The sequence below is a fragment of the Paenibacillus sp. YSY-4.3 genome (genome assembly GCF_054767475.1).
Map to the genome: position 1 here is coordinate 1 of NZ_BAABMC010000008.1, position 15,335 is coordinate 15,335.

19 protein-coding genes are annotated in these 15,335 nt (G+C 50.5%); 1 reads left to right on the forward strand and 18 read right to left on the reverse strand.

The window, feature by feature from the left end; translation table 11 throughout:
• Positions 1-185 precede the first annotated feature (185 nt).
• Positions 186-1,106, reverse strand: a complete 921-nt coding sequence (locus ACYUJT_RS20740) for a nucleotidyltransferase-like protein (RefSeq protein ID WP_460325840.1) — start codon at positions 1,104-1,106, stop codon at positions 186-188.
• Between the two features lie 124 nt (positions 1,107-1,230).
• Between ACYUJT_RS20740 and ACYUJT_RS20745 the strand changes: the two genes are divergently transcribed.
• A complete protein-coding gene (locus tag ACYUJT_RS20745) occupies positions 1,231-1,608 on the forward strand; it encodes a DUF2614 family zinc ribbon-containing protein (RefSeq protein WP_460325842.1) in 378 nt (125 codons plus the stop codon).
• A 60-nt stretch (positions 1,609-1,668) separates the two neighbouring features.
• On the opposite strand, the gene ACYUJT_RS20750 is transcribed toward ACYUJT_RS20745, so the two are convergent.
• The 17 genes from ACYUJT_RS20750 to ACYUJT_RS20830 all read right to left on the reverse strand — a co-directional run bounded on the left by ACYUJT_RS20750 (position 1,669) and on the right by ACYUJT_RS20830 (position 15,335).
• The gene (locus ACYUJT_RS20750; protein ID WP_460325844.1) at positions 1,669-3,399 is read right to left on the reverse strand and encodes a glycosyl hydrolase family 18 protein; all 1,731 of its coding nucleotides are present in this window, start codon (positions 3,397-3,399) and stop codon (positions 1,669-1,671) included.
• A gap of 128 nt (positions 3,400-3,527) precedes the next feature.
• Complete coding sequence (locus ACYUJT_RS20755) at positions 3,528-3,953, reverse strand: Fur family transcriptional regulator (RefSeq protein ID WP_460326202.1); 426 nt, start codon at positions 3,951-3,953, stop codon at positions 3,528-3,530.
• 84 nt (positions 3,954-4,037) lie between these two features.
• Positions 4,038-5,891 (reverse strand): DUF4097 family beta strand repeat-containing protein, encoded by a 1,854-nt coding sequence (locus ACYUJT_RS20760; RefSeq protein ID WP_460325846.1) that lies wholly within the window; start codon positions 5,889-5,891, stop codon positions 4,038-4,040.
• 128 nt (positions 5,892-6,019) lie between these two features.
• Positions 6,020-6,496, reverse strand: a complete 477-nt coding sequence (locus ACYUJT_RS20765) for a GNAT family N-acetyltransferase (RefSeq protein ID WP_460325848.1) — start codon at positions 6,494-6,496, stop codon at positions 6,020-6,022.
• Between the two features lie 47 nt (positions 6,497-6,543).
• The gene (gene gatB / locus ACYUJT_RS20770; RefSeq protein WP_460325850.1) at positions 6,544-7,983 is read right to left on the reverse strand and encodes an Asp-tRNA(Asn)/Glu-tRNA(Gln) amidotransferase subunit GatB; all 1,440 of its coding nucleotides are present in this window, start codon (positions 7,981-7,983) and stop codon (positions 6,544-6,546) included.
• A 43-nt stretch (positions 7,984-8,026) separates the two neighbouring features.
• Positions 8,027-9,481 carry an Asp-tRNA(Asn)/Glu-tRNA(Gln) amidotransferase subunit GatA gene (gatA, locus tag ACYUJT_RS20775; RefSeq protein WP_460325852.1) on the reverse strand — a complete coding sequence of 485 codons (1,455 nt, stop codon included), beginning with the start codon at positions 9,479-9,481 and terminating at the stop codon, positions 8,027-8,029.
• A 112-nt stretch (positions 9,482-9,593) separates the two neighbouring features.
• The gene (gatC, locus tag ACYUJT_RS20780; RefSeq protein WP_460325854.1) at positions 9,594-9,881 is read right to left on the reverse strand and encodes an Asp-tRNA(Asn)/Glu-tRNA(Gln) amidotransferase subunit GatC; all 288 of its coding nucleotides are present in this window, start codon (positions 9,879-9,881) and stop codon (positions 9,594-9,596) included.
• Between the two features lie 191 nt (positions 9,882-10,072).
• Positions 10,073-10,456 (reverse strand): ATPase, encoded by a 384-nt coding sequence (locus tag ACYUJT_RS20785; protein ID WP_460325856.1) that lies wholly within the window; start codon positions 10,454-10,456, stop codon positions 10,073-10,075.
• Positions 10,457-10,574: 118 nt separating this feature from the next.
• Entirely contained in the window at positions 10,575-11,360 is a 786-nt protein-coding gene (locus ACYUJT_RS20790; protein ID WP_460325858.1) for an ABC transporter permease, read from the reverse strand.
• Entirely contained in the window at positions 11,357-12,274 is a 918-nt protein-coding gene (locus ACYUJT_RS20795; RefSeq protein WP_460325860.1) for an ABC transporter ATP-binding protein, read from the reverse strand. Before ACYUJT_RS20795 ends, ACYUJT_RS20790 begins: the two co-directional genes overlap by 4 nt.
• Positions 12,275-12,469 (reverse strand): PLD nuclease N-terminal domain-containing protein, encoded by a 195-nt coding sequence (locus ACYUJT_RS20800; RefSeq protein WP_460325862.1) that lies wholly within the window; start codon positions 12,467-12,469, stop codon positions 12,275-12,277. It abuts the gene before it with no gap.
• A gap of 4 nt (positions 12,470-12,473) precedes the next feature.
• Entirely contained in the window at positions 12,474-12,713 is a 240-nt protein-coding gene (locus ACYUJT_RS20805; RefSeq protein ID WP_460325864.1) for a hypothetical protein, read from the reverse strand.
• Entirely contained in the window at positions 12,710-13,045 is a 336-nt protein-coding gene (locus tag ACYUJT_RS20810) for a DUF5345 family protein (protein WP_460325866.1), read from the reverse strand. Before ACYUJT_RS20810 ends, ACYUJT_RS20805 begins: the two co-directional genes overlap by 4 nt.
• The gene (sigY, locus tag ACYUJT_RS20815; protein WP_460325868.1) at positions 13,035-13,574 is read right to left on the reverse strand and encodes an RNA polymerase sigma factor SigY; all 540 of its coding nucleotides are present in this window, start codon (positions 13,572-13,574) and stop codon (positions 13,035-13,037) included. Before sigY ends, ACYUJT_RS20810 begins: the two co-directional genes overlap by 11 nt.
• Before the next feature lie 142 nt (positions 13,575-13,716).
• The gene (locus tag ACYUJT_RS20820; RefSeq protein ID WP_460325870.1) at positions 13,717-13,914 is read right to left on the reverse strand and encodes a hypothetical protein; all 198 of its coding nucleotides are present in this window, start codon (positions 13,912-13,914) and stop codon (positions 13,717-13,719) included.
• A gap of 226 nt (positions 13,915-14,140) precedes the next feature.
• A complete protein-coding gene (locus tag ACYUJT_RS20825; RefSeq protein ID WP_460325872.1) occupies positions 14,141-14,767 on the reverse strand; it encodes an MBL fold metallo-hydrolase in 627 nt (208 codons plus the stop codon).
• 1 nt (position 14,768) lies between these two features.
• The gene (locus tag ACYUJT_RS20830; RefSeq protein WP_460325874.1) at positions 14,769-15,335 is read right to left on the reverse strand and encodes a thioredoxin family protein; all 567 of its coding nucleotides are present in this window, start codon (positions 15,333-15,335) and stop codon (positions 14,769-14,771) included.

A 15,335-nucleotide genomic window follows, 5' to 3' on the forward strand; every position in this document is an offset into this window, starting at 1 on the left:
TTCTCGTTTTGTGCACCGCCGTTGTTTCAGCAGCGACTCTTATAATATATCATGATCACCCGGATTAAGTCAACAAGTTTTTTTAAAAACTTTTTTAGGCTGTTGCCTGTATAAGATTCTACAAAACTTGATGCCTTGAAGGGGCGAGATTTAATTTAACACAGATCGTACAGAAGAGTCAATCTCTATTTATATTTATTGTCCTGGAAATGTATTACATCATAATTTACCGCTAAATACTTGAGTTCCCGATCCTCCCCGCCGTATCCCTTAGGATCCTTTGTAGTCTCTTTCGCCAAGGAATGGTGCACCAGCTTACGCAGTATCATCGGAACTTCCTCCCGGACATGAACTAGCTCTGGCAATTGTCTGAGTTCCTGAATGCTCCACCCTTCTTTGCGGCTTGATAATATGCGAAGCAGGACCGCACAGCAGTCGGCCATTTTGGATATAATCGTAAACTCGCAAGCCAGGAGCACAAGCTGAATCCGCTGCTCCAACGTCTCCTTGTTATCCGTCAGCTCGTCAAACAACTTATAAACTACGGAATTAAGCGGACGCACCTGCTCCCACACACTATTCTCCGGCAGCATCCCCTGCTCAATCAATTCGATCCTTGCATAATGCTTTAAAGCCTGAAGAACATGATAATAAGCATCAAGGAAATCAAGATCCTGGGTATAACGCTTCGCTTCAATATACACTTTCAGAAACTTGGCAAATTCAATAAATTTGCGTTGTTCTTTCATATCTTCCCCAAAATCGATAATCTCTTTGCGTAATCGAGCCAATCCCCCCTCGACGTCCCAAATAATTTCTCCATGTAAAAAACACTGTACAATTTCCCGGTTCTCACCGGTCATTACCCAGCGTTTTAAATCCTCATTGCCAATATAGAGCAATTGGTATTGAATGTCTCCGTTCGAGCAATGCTCAATTTCGATGCCGGCCTCATTTCGCCCTTCACATACCGTGATAACAACCAGTTCAAAGTCGTATACGAGCGAACTGCGAAATTCCCCTTTGTCATGACGGTATCCGATAGCGCCCAAGGCTTGCCGGCCGACGCTGTCTTCATCAACCAATGAAAAAATAGTTGGTTCCACGATATCCCCCTACCTTGGCGTTATTCCACCAATTCGTTATAATATAGTTCTACGCTATATTGAAGTTTCCTGCTTTTTCTAAGGCAGCGTCCTAAAAAAAAAACATGAATTGGGGTTTGCTCAAATGTTCTTTAAATCAAGCAAAATCAATGAATTCAGACTATGGGGCCTACTCCTGACCATGCTAGGCATGGGGCTTATGGTCCTCGGCACAGCTGGCATCGTCTTCTGGGGACAATCCGGTAAAGTCGTTGCCGGGATCGGGCTAGTCATCGGACTTGTCGCTATGCTCGGAAGCTTGGCCGTTTATTTCATCGCCGGCATGTTGTCCACTTCTGCCGTACAGCTGGAATGCCCGGAATGCCATAAATTAACCAAGATGCTAGGCAAGACGGATCGCTGCATGTTCTGTAAAACAATGCTAACCTTAGATCCGGAGCGGGCGAACATAACAGTAGATCAACTGCAACAACAAAAAACTGCAGTACAGTCAGCCGACTGACGTAAACATAAAGAAGGCGGGAACCTCCTAAGGTCCCGCCTTCTTTATGTTTAACCATGCCTATTTCGCGATTTTGCTCAGCACATCCCAGGCTTCGCTCGACGCAAAGCTCCGATTCCACGTTGCTACCCCTCCGAGCTGAAGCGACTTTGCCAACTCCACCCGGCGAGCCAGTGAATCTTTGTCTTCCAGCCAAATTCGGTGGAGAGCTCCGTTTTCCCGATACTCGACATAATTCTGTCCGGTTTCTTCCGAAAGCTGAGGCTTCAGGGATTTTTCCTTTATGATCTCCTGGGCCTTTTTCATGCCAATGGCCTTGGACTTCACCTTGGTTGCCCCGTCTTCTTCAGTTTCCGTCCATACCCGCGTATATAACGGTATGCCCAAAATCAGCTTGCCCGGAGGAACATCATCCTCTTCAATAATCCGCGTCATCGACGAACGGACCCACGGCAAGGAAGCAACAGAACCCGCAACCGGGCTTGCGGCCCAATGCTCATCGTAAGCCATCACGATCAAGTAGTCCGTAACCTTCCCCAAAGCTCTGCGGTCCAAAAACGCGGACCACATTTCGCTATTCGACTTCGGAGTCACGTCTATGGAGACCACCAGTCCCTGTTCCTGTGCCAATGGCCATAATTCCCTCATGAATTGGGTTAAATTGGCCCCATCCTTTGTATAAACATTTTCATAATCGATATTAATGCCGTCCAAATCGTATAACTTCGCATAATACAGCATTTGCAGGATCGTAGTTATCCGCCGCTCGAATGTCGATAAGGATTCCGACGTAATTTCCGGCTCGAAGCTGTTGCTGAACAAGCCCCACACCTGCATGCCCCGGCCATGCGCCCACTCTACATAAGCGCGATCAGCCTTGCTTTGCACATTTCCTTTGCCGTCCACAAGCGAAAACCAGGTAGGACTAACTACGTTTACCCCGGGCAACTCCCCGATCGAGGAAGGCTTCGGTGCTACGTTGTACACGGCCTCCCAGGTCAGATTGACGACTTTGGACTGCCACTTTTGTTTGGCCGGAGGAATCTCCTGCTCTTCCAGCGGTGGAACCACCACTTGCTCATCCACTGTGACATTCTTTTTCTTCACATATCCGGCATAGCCGTTATTCAGTTGGGCATGATACCAATCATCAGTCTCGTCCAAAATCCGCAGCCGCTCTCCCGGCTTCATCTCCGCTAAAATCGGGGTATGAATGCTATTGCCCTGCCGCAGAGCCACCGTAGCGTCCTTCCTCGTGCTGGTACTTTGAACGTGAGCCATTTGAATCGTCTCCCCGGCCCGATATAACAGCACTGTACCGGAAGCGGCATCTTCATGGACCTCAATGCCATATAATTCCTTCAGCAAATAGGCCGGCAGATATAAGTTCCCGTCCTTCTCGACAGGCGCAAACAGCAGTTGAACTGGCTTGTTGTTGATCTGCCCATTCATATCGTCCATCTTCATCAATACAAGCTTGCGCTGTGTAGTCAAAATGACCGACTTTGTTTCTTCTTCATATCTTACATTGGGATCAACTTCCGACTCGATCACCGAAAAAGGAAGCTTAAGCCCCTCCCCGCTGTCCAAAGCGGGCAGATCCATCACTTCGCCTGCAACGAATATCGGCTTCTCGAACTTCCCCTTCCAGTCCGGATCGGCATGCTCCCAGCTTGGCAGTAGCTCAGACGCAGCCCAATACGCTCCGGCCGCAAACAGCACAAGTACGACAAACCACTTAAATCGGCCCCCGCGCTTGCGCCTAATGCGAGCCGTTCTTCTATTCTTCAATCCGCAGTACCTCCATCAAAAAGAAATAATAATTTCGATGCGGCAGCACCATACGGGGCTAAAAAACAAGAACGTGAAGAATCCACGAAGGAATCCGTCACGTTCTTCCAAACCCGCAGGTCAAATGATTATTGTTCCCGGCAATCGCCGCAAACCCCGTAAAGTTCCAATCGGTGACCATGCACCTGGAAGCCGGTCATCTCCTCGGCCTTTTGTTCCACATCCTCCAACGAGGAGTAAGTGAAGTCTTTAATTTTTCCACACTTCTCACATATTACATGATAATGATTCGAGACGTCCGCGTCAAAACGGCTGGAGTTATCCCCATAGGTCAGCTCCCGAACCATGCCAGCTTCTATAAACATCTTAAGATTGTTATAAACTGTTGCCACGCTCATATTCGGAAAACGGGGCGCTAAAGCACGGTAGATTTCATCTGCCGTCGGATGGCCCATCGATTCCATAAGAAACGTTAAAATGGCATGACGCTGCGGCGTAATTCGAACCCCGCTCTGTTTCAATTGATCCAGAGCATGCTGTACCCGCGTAGTCATTATGTCCACCGCCTTTAAGAGGTTGTTCACTGCTCCCTCTTCTTCTTCTTACAACTTTATTGTACTTTTACAATAAATCTTTTGTCAACGGAGTGCGGATTCATCGATTATTCGTTTGTTCACAAATAAATTACTGTTGCCTTCGACCTTAACCAAATATTCCCCTTCGCCGACAATGCCATGGATTGTTTTATTATCAACGGCAAACGGCAGCTCCGTCAAAATATCTCCATATCCGCTGGAGCCTTCCAGCGTGTAATCGCCTTCCTCCGGAATGGTTAATGTCATCTCGCCTACCGCGCTATACACACTCCAGTCCCCTTCAATCTGCGGCGATTCGATCTGAATTTTGCCATTCAAAGATTCGGCTTTTAATGCCGCAGCAACGCCATTGATAACGATGTTGCCATTCTTAGTCGCGACATGAATATCGTCATCCACGTTCATAAGGGCAATATTGCCGACTAAAGTAGACATGGACACCTGTCCAGTGATCATGTTCCCCATCATGTTCCCGCCTTGGGTATCTACACTGACATTACCGAATATCCGGTACATTTCCGCATCGCCATTTAGCGTCTTTGCCGTCACGTCGCCGTTGACGTCCCAGAGCTTCAGATCCCCGTTGCCCGTCTGCAGCTTGATTTGCTTCAAGGCGCGAACGCCGCTCATTTTGATTTTGCCGTTTGAAGTACTTATATCGATATCCAAAAAACGGTTCTCCGGCAAAAATACAGTCATATTCATGCGTGGATGCCTCTTGCCGGAAGCACCGTAGACTTTATCCTTCACATTCAAGGTCAACGTCTTCCCTTCAATCACCTGCAGCTCGGTCTCCTCTGCCACAGGCTTAGCTTCCTCAGCCGGCAATTGATCCACCCATACTGTGCTCTCTACGCGAATCCCTTCGATTTCAGCTCTCCTTACGTCGATATTTCCGTTAACGCCATTAAGAACAATCTGCTCTGTACTTAAGTCAATTGGAATTTCCAGCTGATCCTTGGTCAGGGAGTATCCTTCCTCTGCACTGAAATCCGTACCGGCCGCCGTTAAATCGAGACTCACCCGGTTCCATAAATGCATATAATGATCCTGCTGCGTTACTACAAAGACGGAGAACGCCACAAAGATCGATAGCAACAGTCCTTTAATGTCAACGCGGAGCAGTCGCAAAGGATAAGCAGTTTTCCGGCGATTCCACAAAAATACGTAGATTTGCTCAAGTCCGGCGACAACGAGAAGCAGCGGCCACCAATTCAGTAAACGAAGCATAAAATTGCTTCCCGTAGCGACATCGACCAGAAGTATGATTCCTATGCCTATAAGCAGCAGCGAGGCGGTCATCCGGCCGGTTCTAAACAGGCGGCGGCGTCCTTCCCGAATCAGCAATGCCGCTCCGCTCAGAACAAGCAGCACCGCTACCGAATAACCCGCACTTGCCTGAATGAGCGCAGCAAGCCAAGGCGGCTTCTGGCTAAGCAGGAATATCAAACCGCCGCCCGCAATCAACAGAAGTCCCGAGAGAATCCCTCTCCAGACATGCTCCTTGGATCTGGCAGACTCTTCTCTTGGAGCACTTTCACTTCTTACTCTCGCATTGACGACATCCGTAGATTGCAGCACATCATAAATGCTGTAAAAATACATCACGGGAATCATTATTCCAAGCAGGAACAAAAAGGGAATATTAATGGTCATTCGCACGGACGAAAAATAAATTAATGTCGAAGCATCCAGGATAAGAAAATATATAATAGCTATGCCTCGCCAGAACATTCGCAAATAAAGATGGCCCAGACCCGGAAGCAGAGCCGAGAGCATACAAGCCATGAATTTTCGTTTGAGGCGTCTGGGTCTGTAACGTTTGACATTCCCCATCGGCACGGGCTTTTTGTTGTGTCGCGCTGCGCCGCTTGCGGTCATTCGATCCGGTGTCATATCCATCCTCCTTTTGACTAATAATAACCGATTTCAGCACTGTTCGTAACTTGGAAGGTACTGGCGGGAGACGTTTTCTCTTCAGGAATCAGTATATTGAGTTCATCAGGGAATGCAAAGAAACTCTCCTATATAGAGGAGAGTTTCAGAGGTTCAAGCTGGTATATCGTTAATTCTACATTCGGAATCGCCATTAATGTGCCGGCAGCCACGAAGCCCTGCTGCTCGTACAGCGAAACAGCCGGGACGTTTAACGTGCCCGCCTTCACCTCGAACAGCGCTGTATCCGGATAATTCCCAATAACAAAACACAATAATGATCTGCCGATTCCCTGGCGGAGATGCTGAGGATGCACCATAAGGCGCGTAATCTCGACCTCCCCATCCTTCTTAACGGTAACAGCGATCGCACCGAGAACCTCGCCCTCCGGGGTTACTTCCCCGTAGAAAGACTCGGGGCTGTTCATCAAAGTCTCGAATGTATCAGGAAGCGGGGGCAGATACTTAACTCCTACCGCGTGCGCCTCAAGTCGGTACGCCGCATGCTGCAGGCTCCAAATTTGTTCAGCGGTCTCCAGATCATGCAGCGATAGCGGTGTAATCATGCTTCCGCCCCCTTCTTCATTTAAACAATATTGGAACCAGACACACTCTAACCTTTCAATACGTCGACAAGCAGCTTATTAACAAGTCCAGGATTGGCTTTACCTTTACTGCGCTTCATCACTTGGCCTACTAGGAAGCCGATCGCCTTCTCCTTGCCGGCCTTGTAATCCTCGACAGAGGCCGGATTGTCGGCAACGACTTCATTAACGATCGCCAAAATGGCTCCTTCGTCGCTAATTTGGACAAGGCCCTGCTCCTCGACGATTTGCTGAGGCAGCTTGCCGCTCTGAAGCATTTCTTTGAACACGGTCTTGGCGATCTTGGAGCTGATCGTTCCTTTCTCGATCAGGCCGATCATTTCGCCCAGCCCTTGGCCGGTCAGCTTCACATCGGACAACTCTTGCCCGTTAGTATTCAAGTATCCGAGCAGGTCGCCCATGATCCAGTTGGATACCGATTTGGCATCCTCCGTGAACTCCAGGCTGCTCTCGAACAAATCGGCCAGCGCTATAGATGAGGTAATGACCTCTGCATCATAGCCAGGAAGGCCGAACTGCTCGGTATAGCGTACCTTACGTGCATCTGGAAGCTCAGGAATGGATGCTCGGATCCGATCCTTCCACGCTTGGTCGATATGGAGTGTAACTAAATCCGGGTCCGGGAAATAGCGGTAGTCATGCGCTTCTTCCTTGCCGCGCATAGAGAAGGTCTTGCCCTGGGTCTCATCCCAGCGCCGCGTCTCTTGAACAACTTCTCCGCCTTCATCCAATATTTCAGCCTGACGGTATTGCTCATATTCCAATCCGCGCTGCACGCCGCGGTACGAGTTCATGTTCTTAAGCTCAGCCCGGGTACCCAGTTCCTTCTGGCCTACCGGGCGAAGGCTGATATTCGCATCGCAGCGCATTGAGCCCTCTTCCATCTTCACATCGGATACGTCGCAGTACTGCATAATTGCACGCAGCTTCTCCAAATAAGCCTTCGCCTCCTCCGGCGAAGAAATTTCCGGCTCAGATACGATCTCCACCAGTGGAGTGCCGACGCGGTTGAAATCGACAAGCGAGGCATAGCCTCCATCAATATGGGTCAGCTTGCCCGCGTCCTCCTCCAAATGAAGACGGGTTATGCCGATGCGCTTCGTCTTGCCGTCAACTTCGATATCGATATACCCATTCTGCCCGATCGGCTGGTCGAATTGGGAAATTTGATAGGCCTTCGGAGAGTCGGGATAGAAATAATTCTTCCGGTCAAACTTGCTGACGTCAGCAATTTCGCAATTGAGAGCCATCGCGGCTTTCATCGCGTAATCGACGGCCTGGCGGTTAAGCACAGGCAGTACCCCGGGATGTCCGAGACAGACCGGGCATGTATGACTGTTAGGCGGGGCGCCAAATTCGGTGGAGCAGCCGCAGAAAATTTTCGATTTCGTATGCAGCTCCACATGCACTTCCAGCCCAATTACCGTTTCATATTTGGATATTGACATATTGATCCTCCTGAACACTTTAGTGAAACAATCCTGCTATCCCTTACAACGCTGGGCGGCGCTTGTGATGGTCGCTATTGGCTTCAAAAGCATGGGCTAGCCGCAATATCGTGCTTTCATCAAATGCTTTGCCGATAAATTGCAGACCGATCGGAAGCCCATCCGCAAAGCCGCATGGCACGCTAAGCGCCGGCACTCCGGCAAGACTGACCGGAATCGTCAATATATCATTCAAATACATCGTCAGCGGATCATCCACCTGGGAGCCCATCTGGAACGCCGTCGTCGGCGTCGTCGGTCCGACGATGACATCGTATTTCTCAAAGGTTTGGTCGAAATCACGCTTGATCAACGTACGCACTTTCTGTGCTTTTAAATAGTAAGCATCGTAGTATCCGGAGCTAAGAGCGTAAGTTCCTAGCATAATGCGCCGCTTAACCTCCGGCCCAAAGCCTTGGCTGCGGGACTCGTGGTAAAGATCAAGCAGGCCGCCGGCATGATCGGCCCTGACCCCGTAACGAACACCGTCAAAGCGCGACAGGTTCGAGGATGCCTCCGAAGAAGCCAGCAAATAATACGCCGCTACGGCATACTCGGTATGCGGAAGCGAAACTTCCTCCCACACGGCGCCCAGGCTTTCGAGCAGGCGTAATGCCTCCATTACGGAAGCCTTGATTTGCGGGTCAACGCCCTCCAGGTATTCCTTCGGCACGGCGATGCGAAGCCCGGCGATATCCCCGGTCAACGCGCTGGCGTAATTCGGAATATCCACCTGTGCCGATGTAGAATCCTTTGGATCGTATCCGGCGATCGCCTGCAGCAGGTAAGCGGCATCCTCCACATTTTTAGTGATTGGCCCGATTTGATCAAGCGATGATGCAAAGGCTACCAAACCGTATCTGGAGACGAGGCCATAAGTCGGCTTCAAGCCAACTACACCACAGTACGCGGCCGGTTGACGAATGGAGCCGCCCGTATCCGAGCCTAACGCAAAATAAGCTTCACCTGCAGCCACGGCAGCAGCCGAACCGCCGCTGGAGCCGCCTGGTACCCGAGTCAAATCCCAAGGATTGCGTACCGGATGGAAGCTTGAGTTCTCATTGGAACCACCCATCGCGAACTCGTCCATATTCAATTTGCCGATCATTATAGACTCCGCCTGCTTCAGCTTGGAAATGACCGTGCCGTCGTAAATCGGATCGTAGTTGGACAGAAACTGGCTCGCACAGGTTGTACGCAGTCCCTCCGTCACCATATTGTCCTTCACGCCGATCGGCAGTCCGAACAGCAATCCTAGATCCTCCCCACTAACAAGCTTGTCATCCATCCGCGCCGCTTCCGCGCGAGCGCCTGCTTCATTCAGCGTCAAATAAGCGCCGATCCGTTCCTCTCTCTCCCCGATCTTGGCAAAGGCTTCATTAACTAGATCGGTAACCGATAACTCCTTGTTGCGGAGCTGGTTATGTATATCCTGCAAACGTAAATCAAAAAGCGTCACAACCGCTTCCTCCTTCCGAAATTTAGCAGCATGTCCACTGGGACAGCACATTTGTTGGCAGCACCTTCACAGGCGCTGCATCTTCTTCTGCAGAACTCAGCTCAGGCTCCGCTTACTCCAGAACGGCAGGCACCTTGAATTGCCCATCCTCTTCCTCAGGAGCATTGCGGAATACTTTCTCTTGCGTCAGGCTCTCCGCCACGACATCATCGCGCATAACATTGTTGAGGCGCAGCACGTGAGTCGTCGGTTCAACGCCCTCCGTATCCAGCTCGTTCAACTTCTCGGCATATTGTAAAATAGCGTTCAATTGTTCCGTGAACATTTCCCGCTCTTCATCCGTCAAATTCAAACGGGCCAGCCTGGCCACATGTTCAACATCTTTAATTTCGATGCTCATACCGGAATCCTCCTTGTACCTTCCCTGACGGGACTTGATTTGTCCATTCTAACATGTCCGCATAGATGATTAAAATTATATTGTAGATTATCCTACAATTCAATCCATTAACGCGAAGCTTGAATAAACTCAAACAGCGGCCGCAAAGCGAAACAAAACTCAAAAAAGGCCGGCATAGCCGGCCCTTTTCTCTAAATCCAAGCTCGCAAATTCACCTGCTTGATGAATTCCGCCTGAGACATAACTTCCTTTGTTGGTTCTCCTTGCTCCTCCGCTTGAGAATCTTCTCCATTGATGACTTGGTGGAACAACTTCTCGTTGTACGTAGCCAGTGCGTAGTCGATCAACGCTTCCTGGGTGGTGCGCTCTACTTCTTGCTCAATCAGCAGCTCTTCAGATTCCACATCCTGGGATGGGACAAAATAATTCCGCCCCGTCTTTGGAGACCGCACAACGTAATCGAACACATTGTCCGGATTACGGTCATAAGCAATAATATAGCCATATTCCCCAACAGGAAGATTCTGCTCAAAAGCATCGCCGACGATAACAACCTTCTCTCCCAATTGCAGCATCGTCTACCTCCCTGATATTTACTCTCAGTTATTTTACTATCCTACTAAAAATAAGCGAGATTGGTCAAGCGTTTCAGGGATTTTGTAGACTTCTGCGGTAAAATGCGAAATTCAAGGTTCAGTCTCCCCTGAGATCAGGGATGGATTGCCGGCGCAAGCTCCATACGGCAATACCTATACAAATAAAACTTAGTAATGCGGTCATTATACTAGGAAAAGTTGCCGACTTAAGCGCCGTATCCCCGAATACGGCAGTCCCTTCCACGAGTAATCGGCCCGGACTCCAAGAAAACCAAGAGGGTGCTAAGCTGTAGCCTAGCGATAAAGCGCCCATCAGCAGCAGCGAAATCACGGCGGCTGCGCTGCCGCGCAATAAAGTACTAAGCAGCACAGTCAACGATATTGCAAATGTCAGCCATAGAATATACAGCCCCCCAGCAATCAACCCTTCCCGCCAGGAAACTGGACCCAATAGCAGCACAGTATAGTACCATGCGGCTGCGTAGCTTGCCGTAAAGGAGAGAAGCATCAAGGTCATCTGCCCTGCCCACTTCGCAGAAATGAAGGAAGCCGAGCTTACAGGCCGGACAAGCACCAAGGCGGCAGTTCCCCCGTAACGCTCGCCGGCTACGACCTGCATTCCCGCAATGACCAGAATAAGTACACCGATAGTGCTGTACTGTCCGAGCACGCTCGCCATGACCTCGGCAGACCCGGGAATCGGGAAGCCCGCAATCAGCTCTTCGGGCATGCTGCCTGAAGCAGCCAATATCTCTGGCAAATAATACGAAGTGACCGGCTGCATAACGACGAGCAGCATCAATACAACGGGAACCCACAGCAGCTGATAGCTGCGAGCCATGCCAAGCAGTTCCTTCTGATATATCAGCCATGCTTGCCTCATGCTGTCACCACCTTCATGAACATTTCCTCAAGCGAAGTTGCGCCCGTTTCAAAGCTGAGCAAAGGAATATCCCGCGAAGTGACCTCGCCCAAAATGAGACGTCTGGCATCCTCCATATTATTGACGGTTAACTGAGCGGTACTGCCTTGAATTTGCGCATCCTGGACAAATGGCCGGCCCCGGAGCGATTGCAGCCATTCATTTGCGGCGTTATTTCGCTCCACCTGAATGATGAGCTGCGGTTTTCGATATTTGTCGGCAAGCACCTGCAGTTCTCCATTCTCCACAATCTCCCCATCCCGCATCATCATGATCCGGTCACAGATTTCCTCCGCGTCAGGCAGCACATGAGTGGAGAATAGAATCGTGGCCTCCGTCCGAAGCGATTGCAGCAAATTCATCACCTCGCGGCGACCGATCGGATCTAGCGCCGATACCGGCTCATCGAGCAGCAGCAGCTGCGGCTGATGGACCAGCGCCTGAGCCAAGCCAAGCCGCTGCTTCATCCCTCCGGAATATCCTGCGATCCGCCGTTTAGCAGCCTGGGCCAAGCCGACCCGCTCCAGCACAGCGAGCGTCCGCTTCCGGGCATCTTGGCGGCCCAACCCGCTTAAGCCTGCCGCATATATTACGAATTCTTCTCCGGTCATCCAGCCGTAAAACGCAGGATGCTGCGGCAAATATCCGATCAACGAGCGGTATTCCCCGCTGGAATGCAGCCGTTCCTCAACTGTAATCCGTCCATCGGACGGCGAGATCAATCCAGCAAGCATGCGCATAGTCGTCGTCTTTCCAGCCCCGTTCGGCCCAAGCAGCGCGGTACAGCTTCCGCGCTCCAGTTGAAAGGAAATCCCTTTGACCGGGGTGCGCGAACCGAATTTTTTAGTCAATTGATCCACATGAAGAAATGACATCTAAGTCTCCTTCCTTCCGAATATAAAATAAACGATGCTTCCGATCATATTTCCGAATATAATAACCAGTGCCCAAATCCATTTCGCTCCCCGTACCGTTTGCGCCCGGATCAGTGAAACCAGGGCCGTAATCATAAGAATGAGCTGCAGAGCGATTACCGGCGCAAGCAACCCCCAATTAATGTCGATGTCCATATTTCTATTCCCCCGTTCTCTTTTTGGCCTTGCGATAATCGCCCCACACGACGACAAGCAAGTATACAATCAGCGGACCGGGACAATTGATAACCCCCCATACTCCCCAGAACCAAGCTTTTCTTCCCCGTTTGCGGGCATCGATAAACATCCATGTTCCTTGAACCAGCAGCAGCAGAGCAGATAACACGAACACCCACCAAGGAGGAAGCGGATCAGATTGAATCTTAAATGACATATTCATTCCGTTCTCTCCCTTCTGGCCGGGCGCAGCGCCACGGCGATCACTACCGCCGCGATGACTCCAAGTCCTTGCAGCAGCGCATAAATGACCGGCGTCGATAGCGCGAACAGGAACCCGCCACTAATCATCAGCAGGGCAACGAAACAGAACAGCAACACTTCCCATCTTCTCATCCAGGCCATCATGCGCCAGCGCTCTTTCACGACCAACTCCCAAGACTCCGCCGAAGGCCCGTGCTTCTCGGGAACGACGCGATCCAAGGTCTGCAAGTCCTTCAGCAGCTCATGAATAAGCTCGTCCTCGAACTCCTTGTCTTGTCCATTATGATTCATGGGGATTCAACTCCTTTCGCAATTCACGCAACCCATAAGCGACTCGGGACTTGACCGTCCCTGCGGGTACATTCAGCATGCTTCCGATTTCATCGTAGCTATATCCGTAATAATGCTTCAGCAGGATGGCGATCCGGTGCTCGGCAGACAGCCTAGAGAGCAGCTCAAGCAAATCGCTCCATTCCTCCTGATTCGTCTCGAATTGCCATTTCAACCGATCGGAGCTATCGGAGCTGCCGTCCTGCGCCAGCCACTGCCGTTCCCGCTTCCGGCGGCGGGTCACATCGATGAACAACCGCGTCGCGATCGTCATCAACCATGAAGAAAAAGCGGAGGTTCCATCGTATCTCTGTATATTCTCCATGCATTTCAGCATCGTATCCTGGGTCAAATCCTCGGCCGTTTTAGGCTCCATGGTTACCTTCACCAAGTATTTGTACACAAACGAATAGTGATGTTGTATTAGTGAAGCGAGAGCGGCGGCATCGCCTTGTTTAGCTCGTTTGATCCATTCCCTCTCCTGAGGCATCGTGTCACCCCTTTTTGTCCATAGCACCTATAATACGCCCAGACAACACAAATCGTTCAAATATGATAATAAAAAATTAATTCCAAAAAATAGAGCCGAATGAGGGGATATCATACCGCTCATTCAGCTCCTCCGAGCATGCCTATTCATATCGTTCTTTGCGTATTTGCATTAGCTTATGATGCCAAGGCTGGTTGATCAGCCCCGAAGCAATGACAACCTGACGCCATGAACGGAAAATGTCGGATGCTGAAGACTCTGCAATCGCTATGTCTCCCTTATTCTTTCCCATTTCATAGCCGAAGCCTTCATCCGTAACATAGGATACGCTGCGCTTCACCTTGCTCTCTCCTTCCTGATTCTGCGACTCGCCTGCTTACCTGCATTTGCTGCACAACCCGAAAAAAAGACAAAAAAAAGAACGCAAACCGGGACTAATTCCACAGCTTGCGTGCTTCGCAAAGGTTACAAACATTTAATTAATATACATCCTAGCAAAGGAATGTAGTTTTGTCTAGTATTTTTGCACTTTTTGTAGCTAATTCTCGCTAATTCGCATTTTCTGTTCAGGAAACGTACGGATTATTGGCCTTTTCGAATCCGATCGTCGTTTTCGGACCATGGCCCGGATATACCGTCACCTCGTCCGGCAGACGGTACAGCTTGCCGCGGATGGAATTATACAGATCGACCTCCCGGCCTCCCGGCAAATCCGTGCGGCCTACGCTCATCCGAAACAGCACATCTCCGGAGAATAGGTCGTTACCGCATAAGAAGCTGACGCTCCCCGGGGAATGGCCCGGCGTATGGAATACGGTAAACTCATGACCGATCAGCTTCAGCTTCTGTCCCTCAGCAAGCTCATACTCTGCGGCATCGCTCTGGATTGGAGGCGATACCTCCGCCCAGCGAAGCGAGCCGTTAAGAGCCGGCGTTGTCAGCCAATCACTCTCCAGGGAATGTAAGTAAACGGGACACTGCTTCAAGCGGCGAATCTCATCCACTCCGCCGATGTGGTCGAAATGGGCGTGCGTCAGCAGGATCGCTTCAATTTCAAGACCTTCAATTCTACGGATCAAGGGAGCAGGATTCATTCCGGGATCGACGATAATGGCCTTGCCTCCCTCTTCCCCGCGAATTAAATAAGCGTTGGTCTGCAGCGGCCCTAGAGAAAATGTCTCGATGTTCAGCATTTTAAAATTTCGAGAGCAGCGCGCGCAGTTCGGATACGACCTTGCCGTTAACTCCCGCCCCTTCTTCGTATTTCACGGCCATTTGCTTGCGAACGACGGCGATATTCTCCTCATAGTCCGCAGCTTCGCGATCCGGGTTCTCCTGCTTGAAGCGAATCATAAGCTCCTGCACATCAGCCGGACGCGGCCCCCAATGTCCAAATACCTCACCTTCCGCGTTCGTCACGATAACAATCGGAACGGCGCGGCCGCCCATGGTCAGGAAATGGTCCATGACGTCCTGATTCTCCTCCAAGATGAGGAGTTCCGTACTGATTCCCGCTGCCTCGAGTGCCCGAAAAATGACCGGGACGCTGCGAATGACGTCTCCGCACCAGTCTGCCGCCAAAATCAGCACGCGCAGATCATTCCGGTTCTGCAGGCCTTCAAAAAATGCGCGATCTTCCTCGCTCACCCACTTGAAGCCATCATAACCGGATTGGAACGCTTCTTGATTACGCTGCATTCCATCCATAAATTGCTTCGGAGAAATGCCTTTGCCCAATTTATCCTTTAAATTAACGCCCAT

Bases quoted from the DNA above. Each gene is read 5' to 3' on its own strand.
- ACYUJT_RS20745 (WP_460325842.1), top strand. From the start codon at position 1,231: ATGTTCTTTAAATCAAGCAAAATCAATGAATTCAGACTATGGGGCCTA.
- ACYUJT_RS20755 (WP_460326202.1), bottom strand. From the start codon at position 3,953: ATGACTACGCGGGTACAGCATGCTCTGGATCAATTGAAACAGAGCGGG.
- ACYUJT_RS20760 (WP_460325846.1), bottom strand. From the start codon at position 5,891: ATGACACCGGATCGAATGACCGCAAGCGGCGCAGCGCGACACAACAAA.
- ACYUJT_RS20765 (WP_460325848.1), bottom strand. From the start codon at position 6,496: ATGATTACACCGCTATCGCTGCATGATCTGGAGACCGCTGAACAAATT.
- gatB (WP_460325850.1), bottom strand. From the start codon at position 7,983: ATGTCAATATCCAAATATGAAACGGTAATTGGGCTGGAAGTGCATGTG.
- gatC (WP_460325854.1), bottom strand. From the start codon at position 9,881: ATGAGCATCGAAATTAAAGATGTTGAACATGTGGCCAGGCTGGCCCGT.
- ACYUJT_RS20785 (WP_460325856.1), bottom strand. From the start codon at position 10,456: ATGCTGCAATTGGGAGAGAAGGTTGTTATCGTCGGCGATGCTTTTGAG.
- ACYUJT_RS20790 (WP_460325858.1), bottom strand. From the start codon at position 11,360: ATGAGGCAAGCATGGCTGATATATCAGAAGGAACTGCTTGGCATGGCT.
- ACYUJT_RS20795 (WP_460325860.1), bottom strand. From the start codon at position 12,274: ATGTCATTTCTTCATGTGGATCAATTGACTAAAAAATTCGGTTCGCGC.
- ACYUJT_RS20800 (WP_460325862.1), bottom strand. From the start codon at position 12,469: ATGGACATCGACATTAATTGGGGGTTGCTTGCGCCGGTAATCGCTCTG.
- ACYUJT_RS20805 (WP_460325864.1), bottom strand. From the start codon at position 12,713: ATGAATATGTCATTTAAGATTCAATCTGATCCGCTTCCTCCTTGGTGG.
- ACYUJT_RS20810 (WP_460325866.1), bottom strand. From the start codon at position 13,045: ATGAATCATAATGGACAAGACAAGGAGTTCGAGGACGAGCTTATTCAT.
- sigY (WP_460325868.1), bottom strand. From the start codon at position 13,574: ATGCCTCAGGAGAGGGAATGGATCAAACGAGCTAAACAAGGCGATGCC.
- ACYUJT_RS20825 (WP_460325872.1), bottom strand. From the start codon at position 14,767: ATGCTGAACATCGAGACATTTTCTCTAGGGCCGCTGCAGACCAACGCT.
- ACYUJT_RS20830 (WP_460325874.1), bottom strand. From the start codon at position 15,335: ATGGGCGTTAATTTAAAGGATAAATTGGGCAAAGGCATTTCTCCGAAG.